At 44.1% G+C, this 16340-nt stretch carries 17 protein-coding genes and 1 other RNA gene; 13 read left to right on the top strand and 5 right to left on the bottom strand.

Features of this window, described 5'->3' with window-relative positions; translation table 11 throughout:
- Positions 1 to 18: 18 nt before the first annotated feature.
- The 3 genes from OCV44_RS09985 to OCV44_RS09975 all read left to right on the top strand — a co-directional run bounded on the left by OCV44_RS09985 (position 19) and on the right by OCV44_RS09975 (position 2382).
- Entirely contained in the window at positions 19 to 762 is a 744-nt protein-coding gene (locus tag OCV44_RS09985) for a VP0952 family biofilm-associated protein (RefSeq protein ID WP_009847251.1), read from the top strand.
- Between the two features lie 196 nt (positions 763 to 958).
- An RNA gene (gene ffs / locus OCV44_RS09980) (signal recognition particle sRNA small type) lies at positions 959 to 1055 on the top strand.
- Between the two features lie 89 nt (positions 1056 to 1144).
- Positions 1145 to 2382 (top strand): IS3 family transposase gene (locus OCV44_RS09975; RefSeq protein WP_139686333.1). Its coding sequence is split into 2 segments (ribosomal slippage): positions 1145 to 1517 and positions 1517 to 2382, totalling 1239 coding nucleotides; the frame shifts between segments, so codons are not numbered across the junction.
- A 96-nt stretch (positions 2383 to 2478) separates the two neighbouring features.
- Here the strand turns inward: OCV44_RS09975 and OCV44_RS09970 are convergent.
- A complete protein-coding gene (locus tag OCV44_RS09970; RefSeq protein WP_139684436.1) occupies positions 2479 to 3543 on the bottom strand; it encodes a bifunctional transcriptional activator/DNA repair enzyme AdaA in 1065 nt (354 codons plus the stop codon).
- Positions 3544 to 3759: 216 nt separating this feature from the next.
- Here OCV44_RS09970 and OCV44_RS09965 point away from each other — a divergent pair, with 216 nt between their 5' ends.
- The 6 genes from OCV44_RS09965 (at position 3760) to OCV44_RS09940 (ending at position 8582) form a co-directional block, all read left to right on the top strand.
- Positions 3760 to 4683, top strand: a complete 924-nt coding sequence (locus tag OCV44_RS09965) for a DMT family transporter (protein ID WP_139684437.1) — start codon at positions 3760 to 3762, stop codon at positions 4681 to 4683.
- A gap of 175 nt (positions 4684 to 4858) precedes the next feature.
- Positions 4859 to 5692 (top strand): AraC family transcriptional regulator, encoded by an 834-nt coding sequence (locus OCV44_RS09960; RefSeq protein WP_139684438.1) that lies wholly within the window; start codon positions 4859 to 4861, stop codon positions 5690 to 5692.
- Between the two features lie 164 nt (positions 5693 to 5856).
- The gene (locus tag OCV44_RS09955) at positions 5857 to 6591 is read left to right on the top strand and encodes an AzlC family ABC transporter permease (protein WP_139684439.1); all 735 of its coding nucleotides are present in this window, start codon (positions 5857 to 5859) and stop codon (positions 6589 to 6591) included.
- Positions 6588 to 6917, top strand: a complete 330-nt coding sequence (locus OCV44_RS09950; protein WP_139684440.1) for an AzlD domain-containing protein — start codon at positions 6588 to 6590, stop codon at positions 6915 to 6917. The genes OCV44_RS09955 and OCV44_RS09950 overlap by 4 nt, the downstream gene beginning before the upstream one ends.
- Before the next feature lie 276 nt (positions 6918 to 7193).
- The gene (locus OCV44_RS09945; RefSeq protein ID WP_139684441.1) at positions 7194 to 7685 is read left to right on the top strand and encodes a DUF2059 domain-containing protein; all 492 of its coding nucleotides are present in this window, start codon (positions 7194 to 7196) and stop codon (positions 7683 to 7685) included.
- A gap of 102 nt (positions 7686 to 7787) precedes the next feature.
- Positions 7788 to 8582 (top strand): ribonuclease H1 domain-containing protein, encoded by a 795-nt coding sequence (locus OCV44_RS09940; RefSeq protein ID WP_139684442.1) that lies wholly within the window; start codon positions 7788 to 7790, stop codon positions 8580 to 8582.
- A 107-nt stretch (positions 8583 to 8689) separates the two neighbouring features.
- Here OCV44_RS09940 and OCV44_RS09935 read toward each other — a convergent pair whose 3' ends face one another.
- On the bottom strand, positions 8690 to 9835 hold the full coding sequence (locus OCV44_RS09935) for a glycosyltransferase (RefSeq protein WP_139684443.1): 1146 nt from the start codon (positions 9833 to 9835) through the stop codon (positions 8690 to 8692).
- A 288-nt stretch (positions 9836 to 10123) separates the two neighbouring features.
- Here OCV44_RS09935 and OCV44_RS09930 point away from each other — a divergent pair, with 288 nt between their 5' ends.
- The 4 genes from OCV44_RS09930 (at position 10124) to OCV44_RS09915 (ending at position 13754) form a co-directional block, all read left to right on the top strand.
- Positions 10124 to 11050: a glycosyltransferase family 2 protein gene (locus OCV44_RS09930; RefSeq protein WP_139684444.1), complete on the top strand. Its 927-nt coding sequence runs from the start codon at positions 10124 to 10126 to the stop codon at positions 11048 to 11050.
- Positions 11051 to 11065: 15 nt separating this feature from the next.
- A complete protein-coding gene (locus OCV44_RS09925; RefSeq protein WP_139684445.1) occupies positions 11066 to 12502 on the top strand; it encodes a lipopolysaccharide biosynthesis protein in 1437 nt (478 codons plus the stop codon).
- Positions 12503 to 12708: 206 nt separating this feature from the next.
- The gene (locus OCV44_RS09920; protein WP_170213707.1) at positions 12709 to 13041 is read left to right on the top strand and encodes a hypothetical protein; all 333 of its coding nucleotides are present in this window, start codon (positions 12709 to 12711) and stop codon (positions 13039 to 13041) included.
- A gap of 98 nt (positions 13042 to 13139) precedes the next feature.
- Positions 13140 to 13754 (top strand): LysE family translocator, encoded by a 615-nt coding sequence (locus tag OCV44_RS09915; protein WP_139684447.1) that lies wholly within the window; start codon positions 13140 to 13142, stop codon positions 13752 to 13754.
- A gap of 113 nt (positions 13755 to 13867) precedes the next feature.
- On the opposite strand, the gene OCV44_RS09910 is transcribed toward OCV44_RS09915, so the two are convergent.
- The 3 genes from OCV44_RS09910 to OCV44_RS09900 all read right to left on the bottom strand — a co-directional run bounded on the left by OCV44_RS09910 (position 13868) and on the right by OCV44_RS09900 (position 16297).
- Positions 13868 to 14335, bottom strand: a complete 468-nt coding sequence (locus OCV44_RS09910) for a DUF3429 domain-containing protein (protein ID WP_139684448.1) — start codon at positions 14333 to 14335, stop codon at positions 13868 to 13870.
- Positions 14332 to 14877 (bottom strand): glutathione peroxidase, encoded by a 546-nt coding sequence (locus OCV44_RS09905; protein ID WP_139684449.1) that lies wholly within the window; start codon positions 14875 to 14877, stop codon positions 14332 to 14334. The genes OCV44_RS09910 and OCV44_RS09905 overlap by 4 nt, the downstream gene beginning before the upstream one ends.
- A gap of 97 nt (positions 14878 to 14974) precedes the next feature.
- On the bottom strand, positions 14975 to 16297 hold the full coding sequence (locus OCV44_RS09900) for an ABC1 kinase family protein (protein WP_139684450.1): 1323 nt from the start codon (positions 16295 to 16297) through the stop codon (positions 14975 to 14977).
- Between the last annotated feature and the right edge of the window lie 43 nt (positions 16298 to 16340).

Genomic DNA, 16340 nt, shown 5'->3' with positions numbered 1-16340 from the left:
CGGTAGAAGGAGAGGGCTATGGTATTTTCAACGTTTCAGTTCTTGATAACCACATTATTAGCGGTTGTCTGCGCGAGAGCAATCAGTTTAAGTGAGGGAGATATCCCAGTACTTGCAATGGTCATTCCTGCTTTATGGATTCTACCGCAGGGGGGGATCGCAGGTTTAGCTTTGCTTGCTGCCATGACCACTTACGGTCTTACCCTTCCTTTGCAACCCATCACGCTCTCTGTCAGTGTGTGGGTACTATTCCCCCTATTGATGGTGGTCTTTTCAAAACGCAGCAGTTTGTCGGTCGTGATTATTTCTGGCTTGATCGTCGCAACGCTACAAGTCGGGATCATGGTGACGCAATCCGCAGGAAAGCTTGATGGCGTTCCGTGGGTTACCACGCTGCAAACCTTGTCGATCATCGTCATTTGGTGGGCGGCTAATCATCTTAAACCAGCCAGTCGACACAGCTGGTGGTCATTAGGCTTAATACTTCCATTATGGATGGCCGATTTACCTTATGCCGCTTTGGTTGCTTTGTGTGTTACAGGCATCATGGCATCGATGGAAACCCTCACTCGCTTGAAGACCTTCCGTTGGAATAAGTTACTGTGCTGGACATTGCCGACAGTTGGTTTTGCCGCTTTGGTGATAACCCCAAGTATCGAAGTGCCTAGTCCCGTTTTTGTGGTGTGGTTATGTTTGTTGGGCACCGCTTGGATGACAGACTACATCCTTCGCACCGAAGATAATGAAGACATCGATATTTAGCTCTTCTGTAATCAAACCTTCCAACTGCAGGTAAATGGCGAATTTACCTGCGATTTGCGAATGGGTTGAATAAAGGATAAGCACTTAGAACGCAATTGTTCAAAAATAGGGTGGAAGGGCTTGCAATGGTTGCTGCGATGCTTAATAATCCAATCACTCTTTGAGGCAAGCCTCTTAGAAAAAGAATCTATGGAGGCTCTGGTCCTCCCGCAACACTAACTTGTGAACTCGGTCAGGCCTGGAAGGGAGCAGCCGCAGCAGGCGACGTGTGTGCCGGGATGTGGCTGGGGCTTCCACCCATTAAAAAAGCCGCTCTCAATGAGCGGCTTTTTGCTATCTCAATGTCCCGTCCTGAAATGTGTTTACACATTGAGGACGAATTATGACTACTTCAAATAGTACCTATGTTAAGCGCACTCAGCGTGATTACACACTAGGCTTTAAATTACAGATTGTCGCTGCTGTAGAAAGAGGCGATATGACATATAAACAAGCCCAAACCATTTATGGTATCCAAGGCCGCTCAACCGTTTTAACCTGGCTTCGAAAGCACGGTAAGATGGATTGGGCGCAAAATCCAAGGATGAATGCCATGCACCAATCACCTAAGCCTAAAGAATCACCTGCACAGAAAATAAAACGTCTTGAGAAAGAGTTAGAAGACGAAAAAATCAAGAATCTCTTTTTAAATAGAGTGGTTGATATTCTTGATGCTGAGCACGGAACCAGTCTCAGAAAAAAGTATCTAGCCAAGGAGCAAGAAGCCTTCAAAAACAGGAAGGAATAAGTTTAGTTCGAATATGTAAGCTATGCGGTATAACGAGGCAGAGTGTTTATCAACGAGAGAAGCGAATTCATCATCGTCAGTTAGAGCTTAAACCGATTAAAAAAATGGTGTTGGATATTAGGCGCTATATGCCTCGGGTTGGTACTAGAAAGCTCTATTTTTTGCTTAAACCCAAACTACAAGAACAAGGTATCAAGTTAGGTCGAGATGCGCTTTTCAACTACTTACGCGATGAACGATTATTGATAAGACCTAAACGTAGTTTTACAAAAACGACCAATAGTAGACATTGGATGAAGAAACACCCGAATTTATTAAAGGACTACCAACCATGTAGTCCGGAGAGTGTGTTGGTGAGCGACATAACCTATGTTCAATCTGATGAAGGGGTTCACTACCTATCATTGGTTACGGATGCGTTTAGTCGAAAAATAATGGGCTATGAGCTGAGCAATGAAATGAAAGCGACGGATGTCGTGAAAGCGCTGGATATGGCTATCAAAGGGCGTCGATATCATCGCCCTTGTATCCATCATTCAGATCGTGGTCTGCAGTATTGCTCAGGTGTTTATCAAGATAAGTTGAAAAGTAGCGGCATAATGCCTTCGATGACAGATGGTTATGACTGCTACCAAAATGCCTTGGCAGAGAGGATAAATGGAATCCTGAAACAAGAGTTCTTACTTGATAAGTGTAAAAACCTCGGAGAGCTTAAACAACTAGTAAAAGAGTCTATAAGTACCTATAACAACATGAGGCCGCACCTTAGTCTCAGGATGAAAACTCCAAATGAGGTGCATGAAAAAAGCCAACAGCTGACGCTGTTGGCTTAGTAGAAAAACTGTCAACGTATTTTAGGACGAGACACAAGCTTTTTAATTGTAGTTTTAAATAACGTCTTTAAGTCTATTGATTAGCTACTCTAGCGCTTACTTGTCTTGTACTAATCGCTCTTTATCTAATAACGCGCGTTTACGTTCCAATCCCCAACGGTATCCACCTAGCTCCCCATTACTTCTCAGAACGCGATGGCAAGGTATCAGCACGCCAATTCGGTTTTTACCACAAGCTGATGCTACCGCTCGAACGGCTTTTGGTTTGTCGATCTCACAAGCTACTTCACTGTAGCTAACAATATCGCCTTCTTTGATGCTCAATAAAAATTGCCATACCTTAATCTGAAATGCAGTTCCTCGAATATCGAGTGGCAAATCAGGTCTTGGGGTGCCTTGACTGATGTGCTGATCGAGAGCTTCTATCCAGAAATCCAACTCGGGCGTATCTAGTGACGCAGAAATTGTCAGTTCGGCTTTTGGGAACTCGCTACGCAATTGCTCTAATAGTGTTTGTTCATTGTCACCAAATTGCACGAAACAGACGCCTTTATCGGTCGCGGCCATCATCATGAAACCGAGTGAAGTTTGGCGGCATGCATAATTGATCGTTTCGCCAGCGCCTCCTGCTCGATAGGCTTTTGGTGCCATACCTATGTTGCGAGTTGCTTCTCCATAAACACGACTGATTGAGCCAAAACCAGAGGCGTAGATGGCGTCGGTTACGCCGTCCCCTTGTTTTAGAGAGCTCTTAAAGTGACGCATTCGAACGGCATCTTGATACGCTTTAGGTGACACTCCGAATGCTTCTTTGAACAGCCTTTGTAATCGTGAGGGAGATAATTCCGCAATTTCACCTAAGCTAGAAAGTGTGAGTTTCTCATCAGCGTGTGCTTCAATGTGGCGTGCAACTTCTACCAATTTTTCTACTCGAGAGTTTCCCGGAAAAGGGTGGCAGCGTTTGCATGGCCTGAAGCCTGCCAACATCGCCATTTCAATGCTTTCAAAGAACCTCAAGTTCTCAGGTTTTGCAGGCCTCGCAGAACACGATGGCAAGCAATAAACACCCGTAGTGATAACACCATAGAAAAATTGCCCGTCGAAAGACTTGTCTCTGACGGCTATCGCTTTTCTCATTTCGAGTTCTGGTGGCATTGGCATGGCTTAATCTCTACTTAATTACTGGTCTATCACTATCTAACCGCATGTTCGGTGATGGTTCCATCCGTTTCTTGCTGACTAATTTTATTATAAGCACTTGAGGTTAAATAGATCTTGGATTGAACAAAATAGATATAACGCAAAAATCGGATGTTTTGCATTTCCGTAGGTTGTTAAGATTGATCATATACCAATTATTAGAGAGTGAACTAAGCCATGACATCGACTATCAATATATCAATGAATGCCCGAGTGTGGGCAATGCTGATTCTGCTTTCCATGTTATGGGGGGGATCATTCTTCTTCGTTGGTGTTGTGGTGACTGATCTTCCTCCGTTAACCATAGTCGCGCTCAGAGTTGGAATTGCCGCCATCACTTTGTGGGTTATTGCTTTGATGATAGGGCTTCGCCCGCCTAGAGAGTTGCGTGTTTGGGGGGCTTTTTTAGGAATGGGTTTACTCAATAATGTCGTCCCGTTCGCGCTTATCGTATGGGGGCAAACTCAAATCGCGTCTGGACTAGCATCGATCCTTAACGCAGCGACACCGATCTTCGCGGTTGTGGTGGCAGGAATACTATTACCTGATGAGCGTGTAACACCGCTAAAACTCGTGGGTGTCGGCATTGGTTTTGTTGGTGTGGTTGTGATGATAGGGCTGCCTGCACTGAGCGGAGGTGGCAGTTTAATTGCTCAGTTAGCGATCATCACGGCTGCTTTGTCATACGCTTTTGCAGGTGTGTATGGTCGTCGATTCAAAGCGATGGGTATTAATCCAATTATTACTGCGGCAGGGCAAGTAACAGCATCAACGATGGTTTTAACCCCTGTTGCGTTAATGGTGGATGGTCCACTTGATGTTGTAGCCATGAATGGAGATACATGGGCAGCTATCGTTGGGCTTGCCGTTTTATCGACAGCGGTCGCTTACATTCTGTACTTTAAAATTCTAGAACTGGCAGGGGCGACCAATGTGTTACTCGTTACTTTGTTAGTGCCTGTTTCCGCCATCTTGCTTGGTTCTCTATTCCTCAATGAGTCGTTAGAGGTCATTCATTTTATTGGCATGTTGTTGATCGCTATTGGCTTGTCGGCCATCGATGGAAGATTGTGGCGCCGTATTAAACTGGCGAAGGTTTGAGTGGTATAACTTACAGAGCAAGATCTTGCTCGCAATTAGAAAGTGCTACCGAGCGGTTTGATTCCACGACCAAAAAACGTATTAACGGCTAAATGCGCAATTTTGTACAAAAGCTGAAAGAGCCTATAGAGTAGACTGATAAGTCGCTCGATAATTAACAGGCTTGTGGATGGTTATGGATAACAAAAAGCGTTCTAAAGAGAAAGCCGAATATAAGATCACAGAAGAGCTCGGTGGTCTTGAAATCCTCAATGCAGAATACGAAAAGCAGAATTTCTCACGTCACAGCCATGAGGGTTACACACTCGGTGTGATTGAGCAGGGTGCTCAGCGCTTCTATCGAACGGGAGGGCATCATGTCGCCCCTCAAGATGCAATCATTTTGGTCAACGCTGACGAAGTTCATAGCGGACACTCTGCCACTGAAGGTGGTTGGGCGTATCGAGCCATGTATCCACTTCCAGATCAACTTGCCAAGATCACGCAAGAACTAAACCTACCGAATTACGGCGCGCCTTACTTCCCAAGAGCTGTGGTTGAAGATCCTGAACTCGCCAATCAACTCAGATTAGTTTTCAACACGATTGATGAATCTGAAAATCGCTTGTTAAGAGAAACCTTGATGTATGGGATGTTGGTTAAACTGATTAGCCGACATGGTAAATCTCCGCTTAATCCTCAACTCGACGGGAAGGCTCAGCGACAGCTTGTCTTGGTGAAAGAGTTCTTAGATGATTTTCCACAAGCCGATGTGTCTTTAGATGAGCTGTCTAAACTGGCGGCTTTGAGCCCGTTTCATTTAGTGCGTTCTTTTCAGAAAGAGTTTGGCCTTCCTCCGCATGCGTATCAAATCCAGTCTCGACTCAGGCTTTCGCGTAAGTTACTAAAACAAGGGCACACTATTTCAGATACCGCTCAAGAGTGTGGCTTCCATGATCAAAGCCATTTTCATCGGCACTTCAAAAAGGCCAATGGCTACACGCCGGGGCAATACATCAAGATGCTCTAAACTCGCGAGGCCAAATGCGGACAAATGCGGATAGGTGCAGCTAAATGTGACTAGGTGCGACTAAATGCGATCAGTAGGGCTACAACATTGAGCAAGTTTGTACAATCGAACCAACTCAACTCTTCTTACATTGATTAGCCAATGTGAAGAGAGAACAGAATTATATGGATAGTGAAAGAATGGATAGACGAACACAGTTATGGAAGGGCGTTTTAGCAGCAATGCCTTTGAGTATCGCGGTTATCCCTTGGGGAATACTAGCAGGCTCATACGCGATAGATGCCGGATTGAATCAACTTCAAGCGCAAGCCATGTCGGCTATTTTGTTTGCAGGTTCAGCGCAACTTGTCGCAGCCGGTATGTTCAAGGCGGGCATTGGTTTAGGCACTATGTTGCTGACTACCTTATTCATCACGTCTAGGCACTTTCTGTATAGCGTATCGATGCGTGACAAAATCAGTCATCTTCCAGCTCGTTGGCGTCTGTTGCTTGGCTTTTGGCTTACAGACGAGCTGTTCGCGATTTGCAGTGGGCAATCCCAACAAGAGTTTAATCGTTGGTATGCCGCAGGCGTGGGCGGCGGATTTTACCTCGTTTGGAACATCGCGAGCTTTGTGGGCATTGTCGCAGGTAGTCAAATTCCATCACTTAACGAGATTGGCCTCGATTTCGCGGTAGCCGCGACTTTCATTGCTTTGGTTTTTCCTTTGATTCGAACACTTCCTACCGTGGTGTGTGTCGTGGTGTCATTGGTGACCTCTGTGACAATGGCGGTCAATCAGATTGAAGGAGGGCTGATGATTGCTGCGATTGCTGGCATGTTAGCGGGCTTCATTAGTGAATCATTTGTTGAACGTAATAATGGTCAGAAACAAGCTAGTGAAGGGGAGTCAGTATGATTTGGTTAACGATATTACTCATGACTGCGATTGTTTTCTTTAGTCGGTATCTGTTTTTGGAGCCTGCAATCCCGCTTCGATTAAATCAAACCACGCGTCGCCTATTACGTTACTCAAGCCCCGCGGTGCTCACTGCTATTTGGGGGCCTATTGTATTTGCACCAGAGCAGACATTTTGGCCAAGCCTTGAAAATCCATACTTGATAGGCGCGGTGGTGACTGGTTTGCTGATTTGGAAAACAGGCAATGTGCTACTTACGATTGGCGTCAGTATGGGTGTGTTTTTGTTCTATAACCTAGTCGCAGCTGAGTTTCTTTTCCATTAATTTTCAGTTTAAAAGCCCTGGTATGTCTAGAACACAGTCATCTTTTGAAACGAGCTGCTTTTAGTGAAGTCCTTCGTATATTTTCGTAATGGTGTTGTTTGAAATTAGATGCATTTGATTACATATGCTTTAATCTATTTCAATTATGAATTATAAGTAGGCTAATTCATAATTAAAACAAAAGGTTGATGTGCGATTTATGTTGAGCCTCAAAATCGCTTAGTGATAAATCAAAGGAATCTTCTCTCTAATAAAAATCGCCCAAAGGACTTAATAATGCACAAGCTTCTCGCCATTTTCTTTCTACTCGTTCCGCTACAATTGTCAGCTGCACAAGACACGAAGCAAGCGTTAGTAAAAGAGCTTCTTCAGATCATGGATGTCGATTCCACGTTGGACGCGGTATACCTTCAAATGGATAGCATGATGGCTGATATGTCTAAAGAACTAGAGGTTTCAGACTCAGAACGAGGCATTTTTGATGAATACTATCAAGGCATGAATGACTTGATGAAAAAAGAGATGAGTTGGAAAAAGCTAGAGCCGGCAATTGTAACTATCTACAGTGAGCAGTTCACTGAAGCTGAGGTCGAGGCTATGATCGATTTCTACAAAACAGAACATGGTAAGAGTATTCTGAAAAAGATGCCAACTGTGACGACAGAGTCAATGATTATGACTCAGTCGGTAATGCAGCAAGTCATACCTAAGATTCAAAAGTTAACGTCCAAATTAAAGCAAGATCTTGAGGAACATAGAGGGTCCTAAAATGACTTATGTGTTGCGAACGTAATCAGGCATAATGACGCCCCCACAGCTTAACCATTTTGGTGTGGGTATCGTGTTTTAAGGTTCTGGTAAGGAGTTAGTTTGGCTAAGAAGTATTATGTGGTTTGGAAAGGTCGTACACCGGGTATTTTTACCACTTGGAATGAATGTAAATCGCAAGTTGATGGTTTTGCTGGTGCGAGATATAAATCGTTTCCAACATTAGGCGAGGCTGAATCTGCTTTTGGTGGTAAATCGTCCTCAACACCTAAGCCCGCTTTTGCGAAGTCAGGTTCTACGTCTGCTAAGTCAAACTCTTCAGGTAAGGTGACTAAAGCGAAGGTTCCGCCTCTTACTCAACAGCAAATCATTGATATGCCTTTTGATATCAAGATCTTTACTGATGGCGGTTGTGAGCCAAACCCAGGTGAAGCAGGGACGGGTTTAGCGGTTTACCAAAATAACCAGTTAGCAGAATTGTGGTATGGCTTGTATCAGCCAATGGGTACTAACAATACCGCAGAGCTACAAGGTTTGAAGCAAGCGTTTATGCTCGCGAAAGAGAAACTGAATGCGGGTCAGTCTGTGGCGATTTATAGTGACTCAAAATACTCAATTGATTGTATTACTAAGTGGGCAACGGGTTGGGAGAAAAAGTGTTGGACCAAGTCGGGCGGCGAGATCAAAAACCTCGATATTATTAAGCCTGCGTATGCTCTCTACCAAGAACTGGCTTCAAAAATAACTATCTATCATGTGAATGGTCACGTTGGTATTGAAGGTAATGAATTGGCCGATAGAATGTCGATTGTGGCTATTGCTTCTAAAGAACAAGACTTAAGTCGATATAGTGAAACCAGCGATATTTCAGAAATACTCGCTTTACGTGCCGGCTAATTTAAAATTTGAAAAAGCCTTAGTGATCGAAGACTAAGGCTTTTTGTTGGTGATAGTGATAGTGATAGTGATAGTGATAGTAATGTAAGACGCCCCGTCGTGATTTGTTAAGCAGGGTTCTCTATCCAGCGCGACAATTGCTGAGCCTGTTTAATTGAGTTGAAACTCTGTTCTACTCTTGCCCTTGCTTTATATCCCATACTTGCTTTTGCATTGCTGCTTAGCTGAGCAAAGCTTTCAATCGCGTATCTAAGCTCTTCAACGTTCTTTTCATTGACCAGATAACCCGTGTCTGGAGTGACGATCTCCTTGCAGCCCATGATGTTGGTAGTAATCACCGGCGTTCCCACCGCCATTGCTTCTTTTAAAACCAACGGTCCGGTATCGACACATCCCGTTTGAGAAAAGCAAAAGGGCGCCACTAAACTGTCGTAATGAGAGAGGTGTTGTTTTACCCATTCATGAGGTTTAGCCCCTAAAAAGGTGACGTTTCTAGTCAAATTTTGCTGCTGCACTTGTTCGATTAGCTGATCTTCCAGATCTCCCGTACCGACAATGTCCAAATGAATGTTGAGTGGCTCGGCAATAGGCGCAAGTGCTTCAATCAAATGATGAATGCCTTTTTGCTCGACGAGACGACCAAGAAAAACGAGACGGAGCTGCTTCTCTTCGACTTTAGGTTGCATGGGGAACTGTTCAGTATTCACTCCGCAATGGAGCAGTTTCACGTTGCCTTTTGCGAGGGCGTTGAAGTCTCGCAACATGTCCCCACATACAGCGACAACAAAGTCGCTTGAAGATATCTTGTGTTCAATATCATAAGCGAATTCATAGACATCGTGACCGTGCGCGACGAACGAACAGGTAATGTTTAAAAGCTTTGCAGCAACGATAGCGTGAGCCGCTGTGTGTTGGCAAAAATGAGCATGAACATGATTCACGTCTTTTTCGGCGAGTTGCAGAGCCAGTTTGAATCCATAGGCAAACAGTGATTTCTTCGGCATGCTGCTTTGCTTGGAAACAAACGAAAGTGCCTTAACAAAGCCTAGCCAGTTGATACTGGTTATCTTACCCGCCCGAACATCCTTGCCAATTTTAATGATGTCATAGTCAAAGGTTTTATCGCTCTCTTCCACCTCGAAAGCCATGACACATACTTCATGCCCACAAGCTTTAACGGAATCGACCTCTGTCTGGATAAAGGTTTCACTGAGTACCGGATAGGTGGGTGCCACAAATGCTACTTTTTTCATTTTCTTCTCCTCTCGCCAACCAATTACATCCATCACTGCAAAATATGAACCAAAGCAAAAAACCTATATAGAATGGGCGCTCACGCTCAATAGCATCGATATTGTTTTTTGGGTTTCTCTCGCTTTCTCAAAATGGCAGTCAAATTGGAATATCAATTTTCTTTGTGAGTGATGAGTCTCTGTCATTTTGAGAATATGAATGTAGATGCCTGTATTTTATAGGGCTTGGCTGTTGGCACAGAAACTGCCTAAGTACCTCTATGATTTTTAATTTGCGAGATAAATGTTATGGCTAAAGTCAGCGTCATTATTCCTACTTACAACTGTTTGGATTACTTACCTAAGGCGATTGGCAGTGTACTTAAGCAGACCCATCAAGATATTGAATTAATCATTATTGACGATAACAGTAATGATGGGACGTCGATTTATCTCGCATCGATACATGATGAGCGCATCATTAAATTATCAACTCTGGGTGTGGGTGCGCCTCAAGCGAGAAACCTTGGAATAGAGAAAGCAACAGGTGAATATATTGCTTTTTTAGATGCGGATGACTTCTGGTTCCCCGAAAAAATCGAACGCCAGCTCGAATTTCACCAAAGATACCCAGATCTCGCAATGAGCTTTACCAACTACGAGCATCTTACTGAAGATTACCAAGTGATAGTCGATTGCTTTAGTTATTGGTCGCAGTTTCAAGACCAAGATGAAGCGTTTATCAATATAGAAAACCCATTAGAGTTCATCATTGAAAATAATGTTATTGGAACATCAACGGTGATGGTGAAAGCGGATGTATTTTCCAAAATAGACAGTTTTAATCCTGATATCAAATATGCAGAAGATTGGGAACTGTGGCTTCGAATGAGTGAAAACCATCAGATTGGTGTGTTGAATTCTGTGCAGGTTGGCTACTTGATGAGAGCGAGTTCTGTTACCCAAACTGAAAGTCTTAAACTGACAAATTTGCAATCCATAGAATCCATTCTTCAACGTTACCAAAATGACAGTCAACGATGGAACCTGCCAGCGTCGAGTTTTAAAATAGCAAAAGCGAGAATACTAGAAGGCTACGCAGACTATTATCGAGGGTTACAGCAAAATAGACAGGCCGTTGCTTACAGTTTTCGATCTTTGGTTATGGCTCCGCATAAGCGAACGTTACGACACCTAATAGGAGACTGTAAGAGTTTCCTAACGCCGGCATGGTAAAGGATTGGTGACTTTATGGACTCATTGAAACAGTCGGCTTATTACGCCATTGGCATTGTTATGATGAAAGGGATCTCTTTGGTGATGATTCCCTATATCACGCACAAAATGACGTTGGCAGAATACGGTTCTTTAGAAGCCATCGTCTTGTTGGCTGACATCGGGACAATTCTATTTAGTTTCGGTATTGTTGAGGCAATGTACCGTTATGTGGGTGTCGCTGAGGGTGAAGAAAAGAGAAAGCTTGTCTCGAACTGTTTCACGTTGAGTGTCTTGGTCTGTGTGTTAGGCGGTGCTTTAATTGCTCTTAGTATGCCGTTGTTGTTATTGATGCTGCCCGTCGAGTTTCAGCCCTATCAAATATTACTTCTTCTGATACCTACCATGTTAGATGGTGCGATTTCTATCCCGTTAACATTGATGCGAATGAATGCGTTAGCTAAACGCTTTTGCATGCTCAATGTATTGAAGGCAACGGTGCAAGCTGCAATGACCTTTGTGTTGCTTGACGCGGGTTATGGCATTGATGGTGTTCTGATCTCTTCCGCTGTTTCTAGTGTGTTGCTGATGCTGTGTTTGCTTCGTTATCAATGGCAAGAGATGGGTACATTTGGCAGTCTAAAATACTCCGCTAAGATCCTAAAGTTTGGATTGCCCACGTTAGTCGGTGGTGCTTCGATGTATATGATTACAGGGTTAGACCGCTGGGTAATGGCGAGCTTTGTTGGCGTTGAAGAACTGGCGATTTACGCGGTCAGTGGTAAGTTTGCGCTCATTCTTGGCCTGTTACTTCAGCCATACGCGTTGTGGTGGTTTCCAAATCGAATCGCTATCTTGCAGCAGCCGGACGGAAAGAAAACGTGTGCCAATAGAGCTTTGTTGGGGGTGAACTTAGCAATTATTCTGGGAACGTTAATGATCCTGACGGTGCCCGGTTTCATCTCGTTAATTTTGCCCGCTAGTTACCAATATGCAGGTACAATAGTCGTCGCGTTGCTCGCCATCGGAGTTATTAAGAACGCAGGAGATTATTTGAATCTTGGTTGTTTTAGTGGCGATTCCAGTCAAGCACAAATGTGGGTACAAAGTGGTTGCGCTCTATTGGCGGTGATTGGGTATGTTATTGCTACTCCAATCTACGGATTGTGGGGAGTGGTTATGGTGTTGGGTGCGACCTATATCTTGCGCTTGGGTCTGTTGTATTTTGTTAGTCAAACAATGGTACATCTTCCTTACGCACACTCTCAATGGATAACCGCTGTTGTCATTGGCGTTATTGCGATTGTGAGCGATAGGTTAATGGGGGCACTATTGGTTAATGTTCATGACTTCATTTTAGGAAGTGTTATCGGAATTGTGACTCTATTAGCCTTTGTTAAGTACGCCGTAATCCCTGTACCTCCAACAATACTTGCGAAGTTCCAAAGTAGTAAGCAATCACATGTTAGTTGAAATAGGCATACTCAAAAGTGTAAACGCTATAAAAGTGTAAAACGCTATAAAAGTGACAGTTTCACTTCGCCCTTGGTGAGCTATATCAACAGCACTTCTGAAAATACTTCGATAAATAGCTTTAAAGTTGATTAAAAACACTGTTCATAATCTTTTTGATTAGTTAGTATTTATAGATTCAGTGAATGCTAATTATGGAAAAATATATGAATAAGTGGATGCTGCTTCTCTCTTTGTTTTCTGCTGCCTCATACAGCGATTCTCATTTTTCAACCGAGGGTGTTGATACTCCCGACTTCAATTCACCGGATTTCAAGCCGCCTGAGGTTTCTCGGCCGGAACAAGACAACATCGTTTGTGAAAGTGTTGTTTGTAATTCAGTTTCCCAATCGAAGCCCGTTCCTAAAGTGGGCGAAGTACCAGATCGAGAGCCGAATAAAACAATAGAAACGCTGGCGAGTGCGATATATATCGTGGGTGAAATTGGCGCTGCTGATAACTTGTCTGAACCAGACGATGAGCATCATGTTGTAGAGTAATGACTAATTTCAATTACGGCATGTAAGGCGGTTAAATATAGAGTTTTCTGCATTCGTTTATTGATTAAGTATTTACGAAGTTTTTAACAAGGACGAAAATGGAAATCTGGAAGTTAATGCTATTCATCCCGGCTTGTTTCGCGCTCAACATGACACCGGGCCCAAACAATTTGTTATCAATGAATAACGCCCGTTGTTACGGATTTCAGGTCGCCTTTGTCGCTGGGTTAGGAAGAATCCTCGCTTTTTCTGGCATGATTGCTTTGGCTGCATCCGGCTTGGCTGTCGTGCTTTATACCTCTGAGACTTTGTTTTTCCTTATCAAGCTATTTGGCGCGATGTATTTGTTGTGGATTGCGTTCAACCTATGGCGTTCCCAAGCTAACCCCGTCGAGGATATCGAGCTAAATAGGAATTGGTTTGGTCTTGTTAAACAAGAATTTGTACTCGCTGCAGGCAATCCAAAAGCGATACTTATTTTCACTGCATTCCTTCCTCAATTTGTCGATGTTTCAGCGAACGTAAATACTCAATTCTTTGTTTTGGGAAGTACGTTTCTTGTATTAGAAATGCTCGCAATCTCTATCTATGCGGCCTTTGGTTTGTATCTACGACATTGGTTTTCAAAACCCCAAATGGCCAAACGCTTCAATAAAGCATGTTCTGTGTTTCTTGCCTTGTCTGGTGCGAATTTATTGGTGAGCCGTCAGTAGAAATTGAGTGGTTTGTGAGTTGTATTTGTCGCTGGGTTTGGTGCCATTAAAGAAGAGAGTGAATATCTAGCTCCCACTTCTTGAAGCCGGTTTAAATATGGGCGTACGCACGCCTAAGTCAGCATCACGATACCGTGCATTAACACCACGCTAGAAGTGAGTCGAGTTCTCATGTCAAAGTAGCCATCTGGGCCTTCGCTTTGGTTTTCTTCTCTCATCGACCTTTCCGCTCGCCAAACCGCAATATAGCCGATGATAAGAATTAAGGTAGTGATTAACTCTTTTTGTTCCCCAAGTAACACTGCTAGCCATGCGGCTAACACAATCGCGTTGCTTAGAATCAGAGCCTTGTTGCTGGATTGGTTTTCGAAGTTCTCTATCCCATTGCCCCACAATATGCCCGACAAAAAACTCAAGATAACCACACTGTAGGTGATGAAGAGTGTCTCGCCACTCAGGCCTAAGAATTGGCTGTCGGTCAGAGACAGCAGTAGGCCAAATAGAAACGGGACTAGCCCCATGTAACCCAGCTTGGCCATGGTATTACGGGTTTGAGTTGTTGCCATGTAATCTGCCCTCATAGCTGCTGCTCAATTGCATTTTTGAGTGTCGCACTCACCGGTGATGTCGAGCTAGGGAAGGTTGCCACCACTTTACCTTCTTTGCTGATCAGGAATTTGTAGAAGTTCCACTTGGGTGTCACGCCAGCTTGCTGTTGTATCTCTGCAAACAAAGGGTTAGCGCTACTGCCAGACAGCGAAGCTCGCGCCATCATAGGGAAGGTAACACCGTAGTCGAGATAACAGACTTTAGCCGATTTCTCTTCGCTCCCTTTGTCTTGGCGAAAATCGTTGCTTGGAAAGCCGACAACCGTGAATCCTTGGTCTTTATAGGTCTGATGCAATTGCTCTAGCTGTTTAAATTGTGGTGTGAAGCCACATTGGCTGGCTGTGTTCACGACCAAAAGGGTTTTACCTTGAAACTCTTCACACAGTTCTATCTCTTCGTTCGAATTCAACAAACGTTGTTTGCCGTTGAGTATCTCAGGGCAACTGGCTGCAAAAGCGATAGAGCTCGTTAGGTTTGTAATCAGGGCGGTGGAGCAAAGCAGTGAAGGTTTCATAGGTTTGGCTCATTTTAATTGGCGTAACTGTTAGTACTCTTGCGCAGCACAAAATGATCACTCTGCTAATCACTAATCGTTACTATTTATGAACTAATCAAGTGTCATCGCTAATGATATATTGAGCGACCAAACGACTTATATTCACCTTGGCACCAAGGCGAGCAGCTAACAGGTACATGCCACCGATTTTACGATGGAGGAACAGGGCATCAGCTGGTGGCGTGTGCCAATACTCTTGTTCCATGCTGAGTATGGTTCCGGCTTCGCGTAACCTTTGAGCGAGTCCGCTGGCTTTAAAATCGTACTCTTCGTCAACCATCATAGGTTCACACGCCATACTCACCAAGTTAAGAATGGCTTGGCGCTGATCGGGGAGGATCGTCTCGCTAAAAAAACCAATCTGCTCTAATGCTTTGTTGAGCCCTTGCTCATTGTTATTAATCACTGAAGAAAAGGCTAAGCGATAACCCTCGCTGAAGCGGTCGCTGTATTCGCGGGTTGCACCAAAATCCAACAGCCCAATCTGGCGCGTGTTTTCAACGTAAAGGTAGTTGGCGAAGTTGGGGTCGGTTTGCACCATTTTAAAATCGAACAATTCCCTAAACATGAGCTCGAGCAAGCTGCGCATCACGAAATCACGAGTATTTTGGTCGTAACCTTCTATTTTCTCGATTGAAACACCTTCAATGAAGTCCATAGCGAGCACTGATTCTGAAGACATTTGAGGGTGAATTTTAGGTACAACGAAGTGAGTGTGTTCTTTAAGCGCATGATAGTAACGCGTCGCGTAGTCAGCCTCGCGAGTATAATTCGCTTCATCATGGAGCTGTTTTTTAGCTTCTTCTAACAAGCCTTTATAATCGACCGACTTGGGTATCAAACCGACGATGTTAAGCAATGTGCCTACGTTGTCCACATCACTGTCGATGCTTTTTTTAATACCTGGATATTGGACTTTGATGGCAAGTTTGTCTCCCGCATCACTGTATGCTTGGTGAACTTGTCCGATGGACGCACTGGCGATCGGTTTAAAGTTGAAGGAAAGGAATTCGGCTTTCCAGTTTATGCCGAGCGAGCTCTCTAGCACTTGGTTAAGCTGCTTTGTTGGTAGTGGGTCGGCGTCTGAGCGCAGGCGAGAAAGAATGTCGGCTAGTTCAGGTTCGAGGACATCGCCAGCGTCCATTGATAGCATTTGGCCAAGTTTCATCGCAGCACCGCGCAGGTGGGCGAGTTGGTCAGTCAGGCGAGCAATGTTCTGTGGCGTTAGTAGTAAATCTTTTGCTTTGGGTCTGTTGCCTTGTGCAATCTGCTTAGTGCCTTCCGTTATCACATTACCCGCGACCCTTGTCGCGAGCGAGGCAAACTTGCTGAATCTCGAAATTCGATGTGTAGGAAGGTTTCTCTCTTTTGTCGACATAAAGGTTCTCTCTTGACTACAAAGTTCTATCAATCATTACACA

The organism is Vibrio tasmaniensis (genome assembly GCF_024347635.1).
GTDB classification, from domain to species: domain Bacteria; phylum Pseudomonadota; class Gammaproteobacteria; order Enterobacterales; family Vibrionaceae; genus Vibrio; species Vibrio tasmaniensis.
This window is presented reverse-complemented; position numbering and strand designations above follow the sequence as displayed.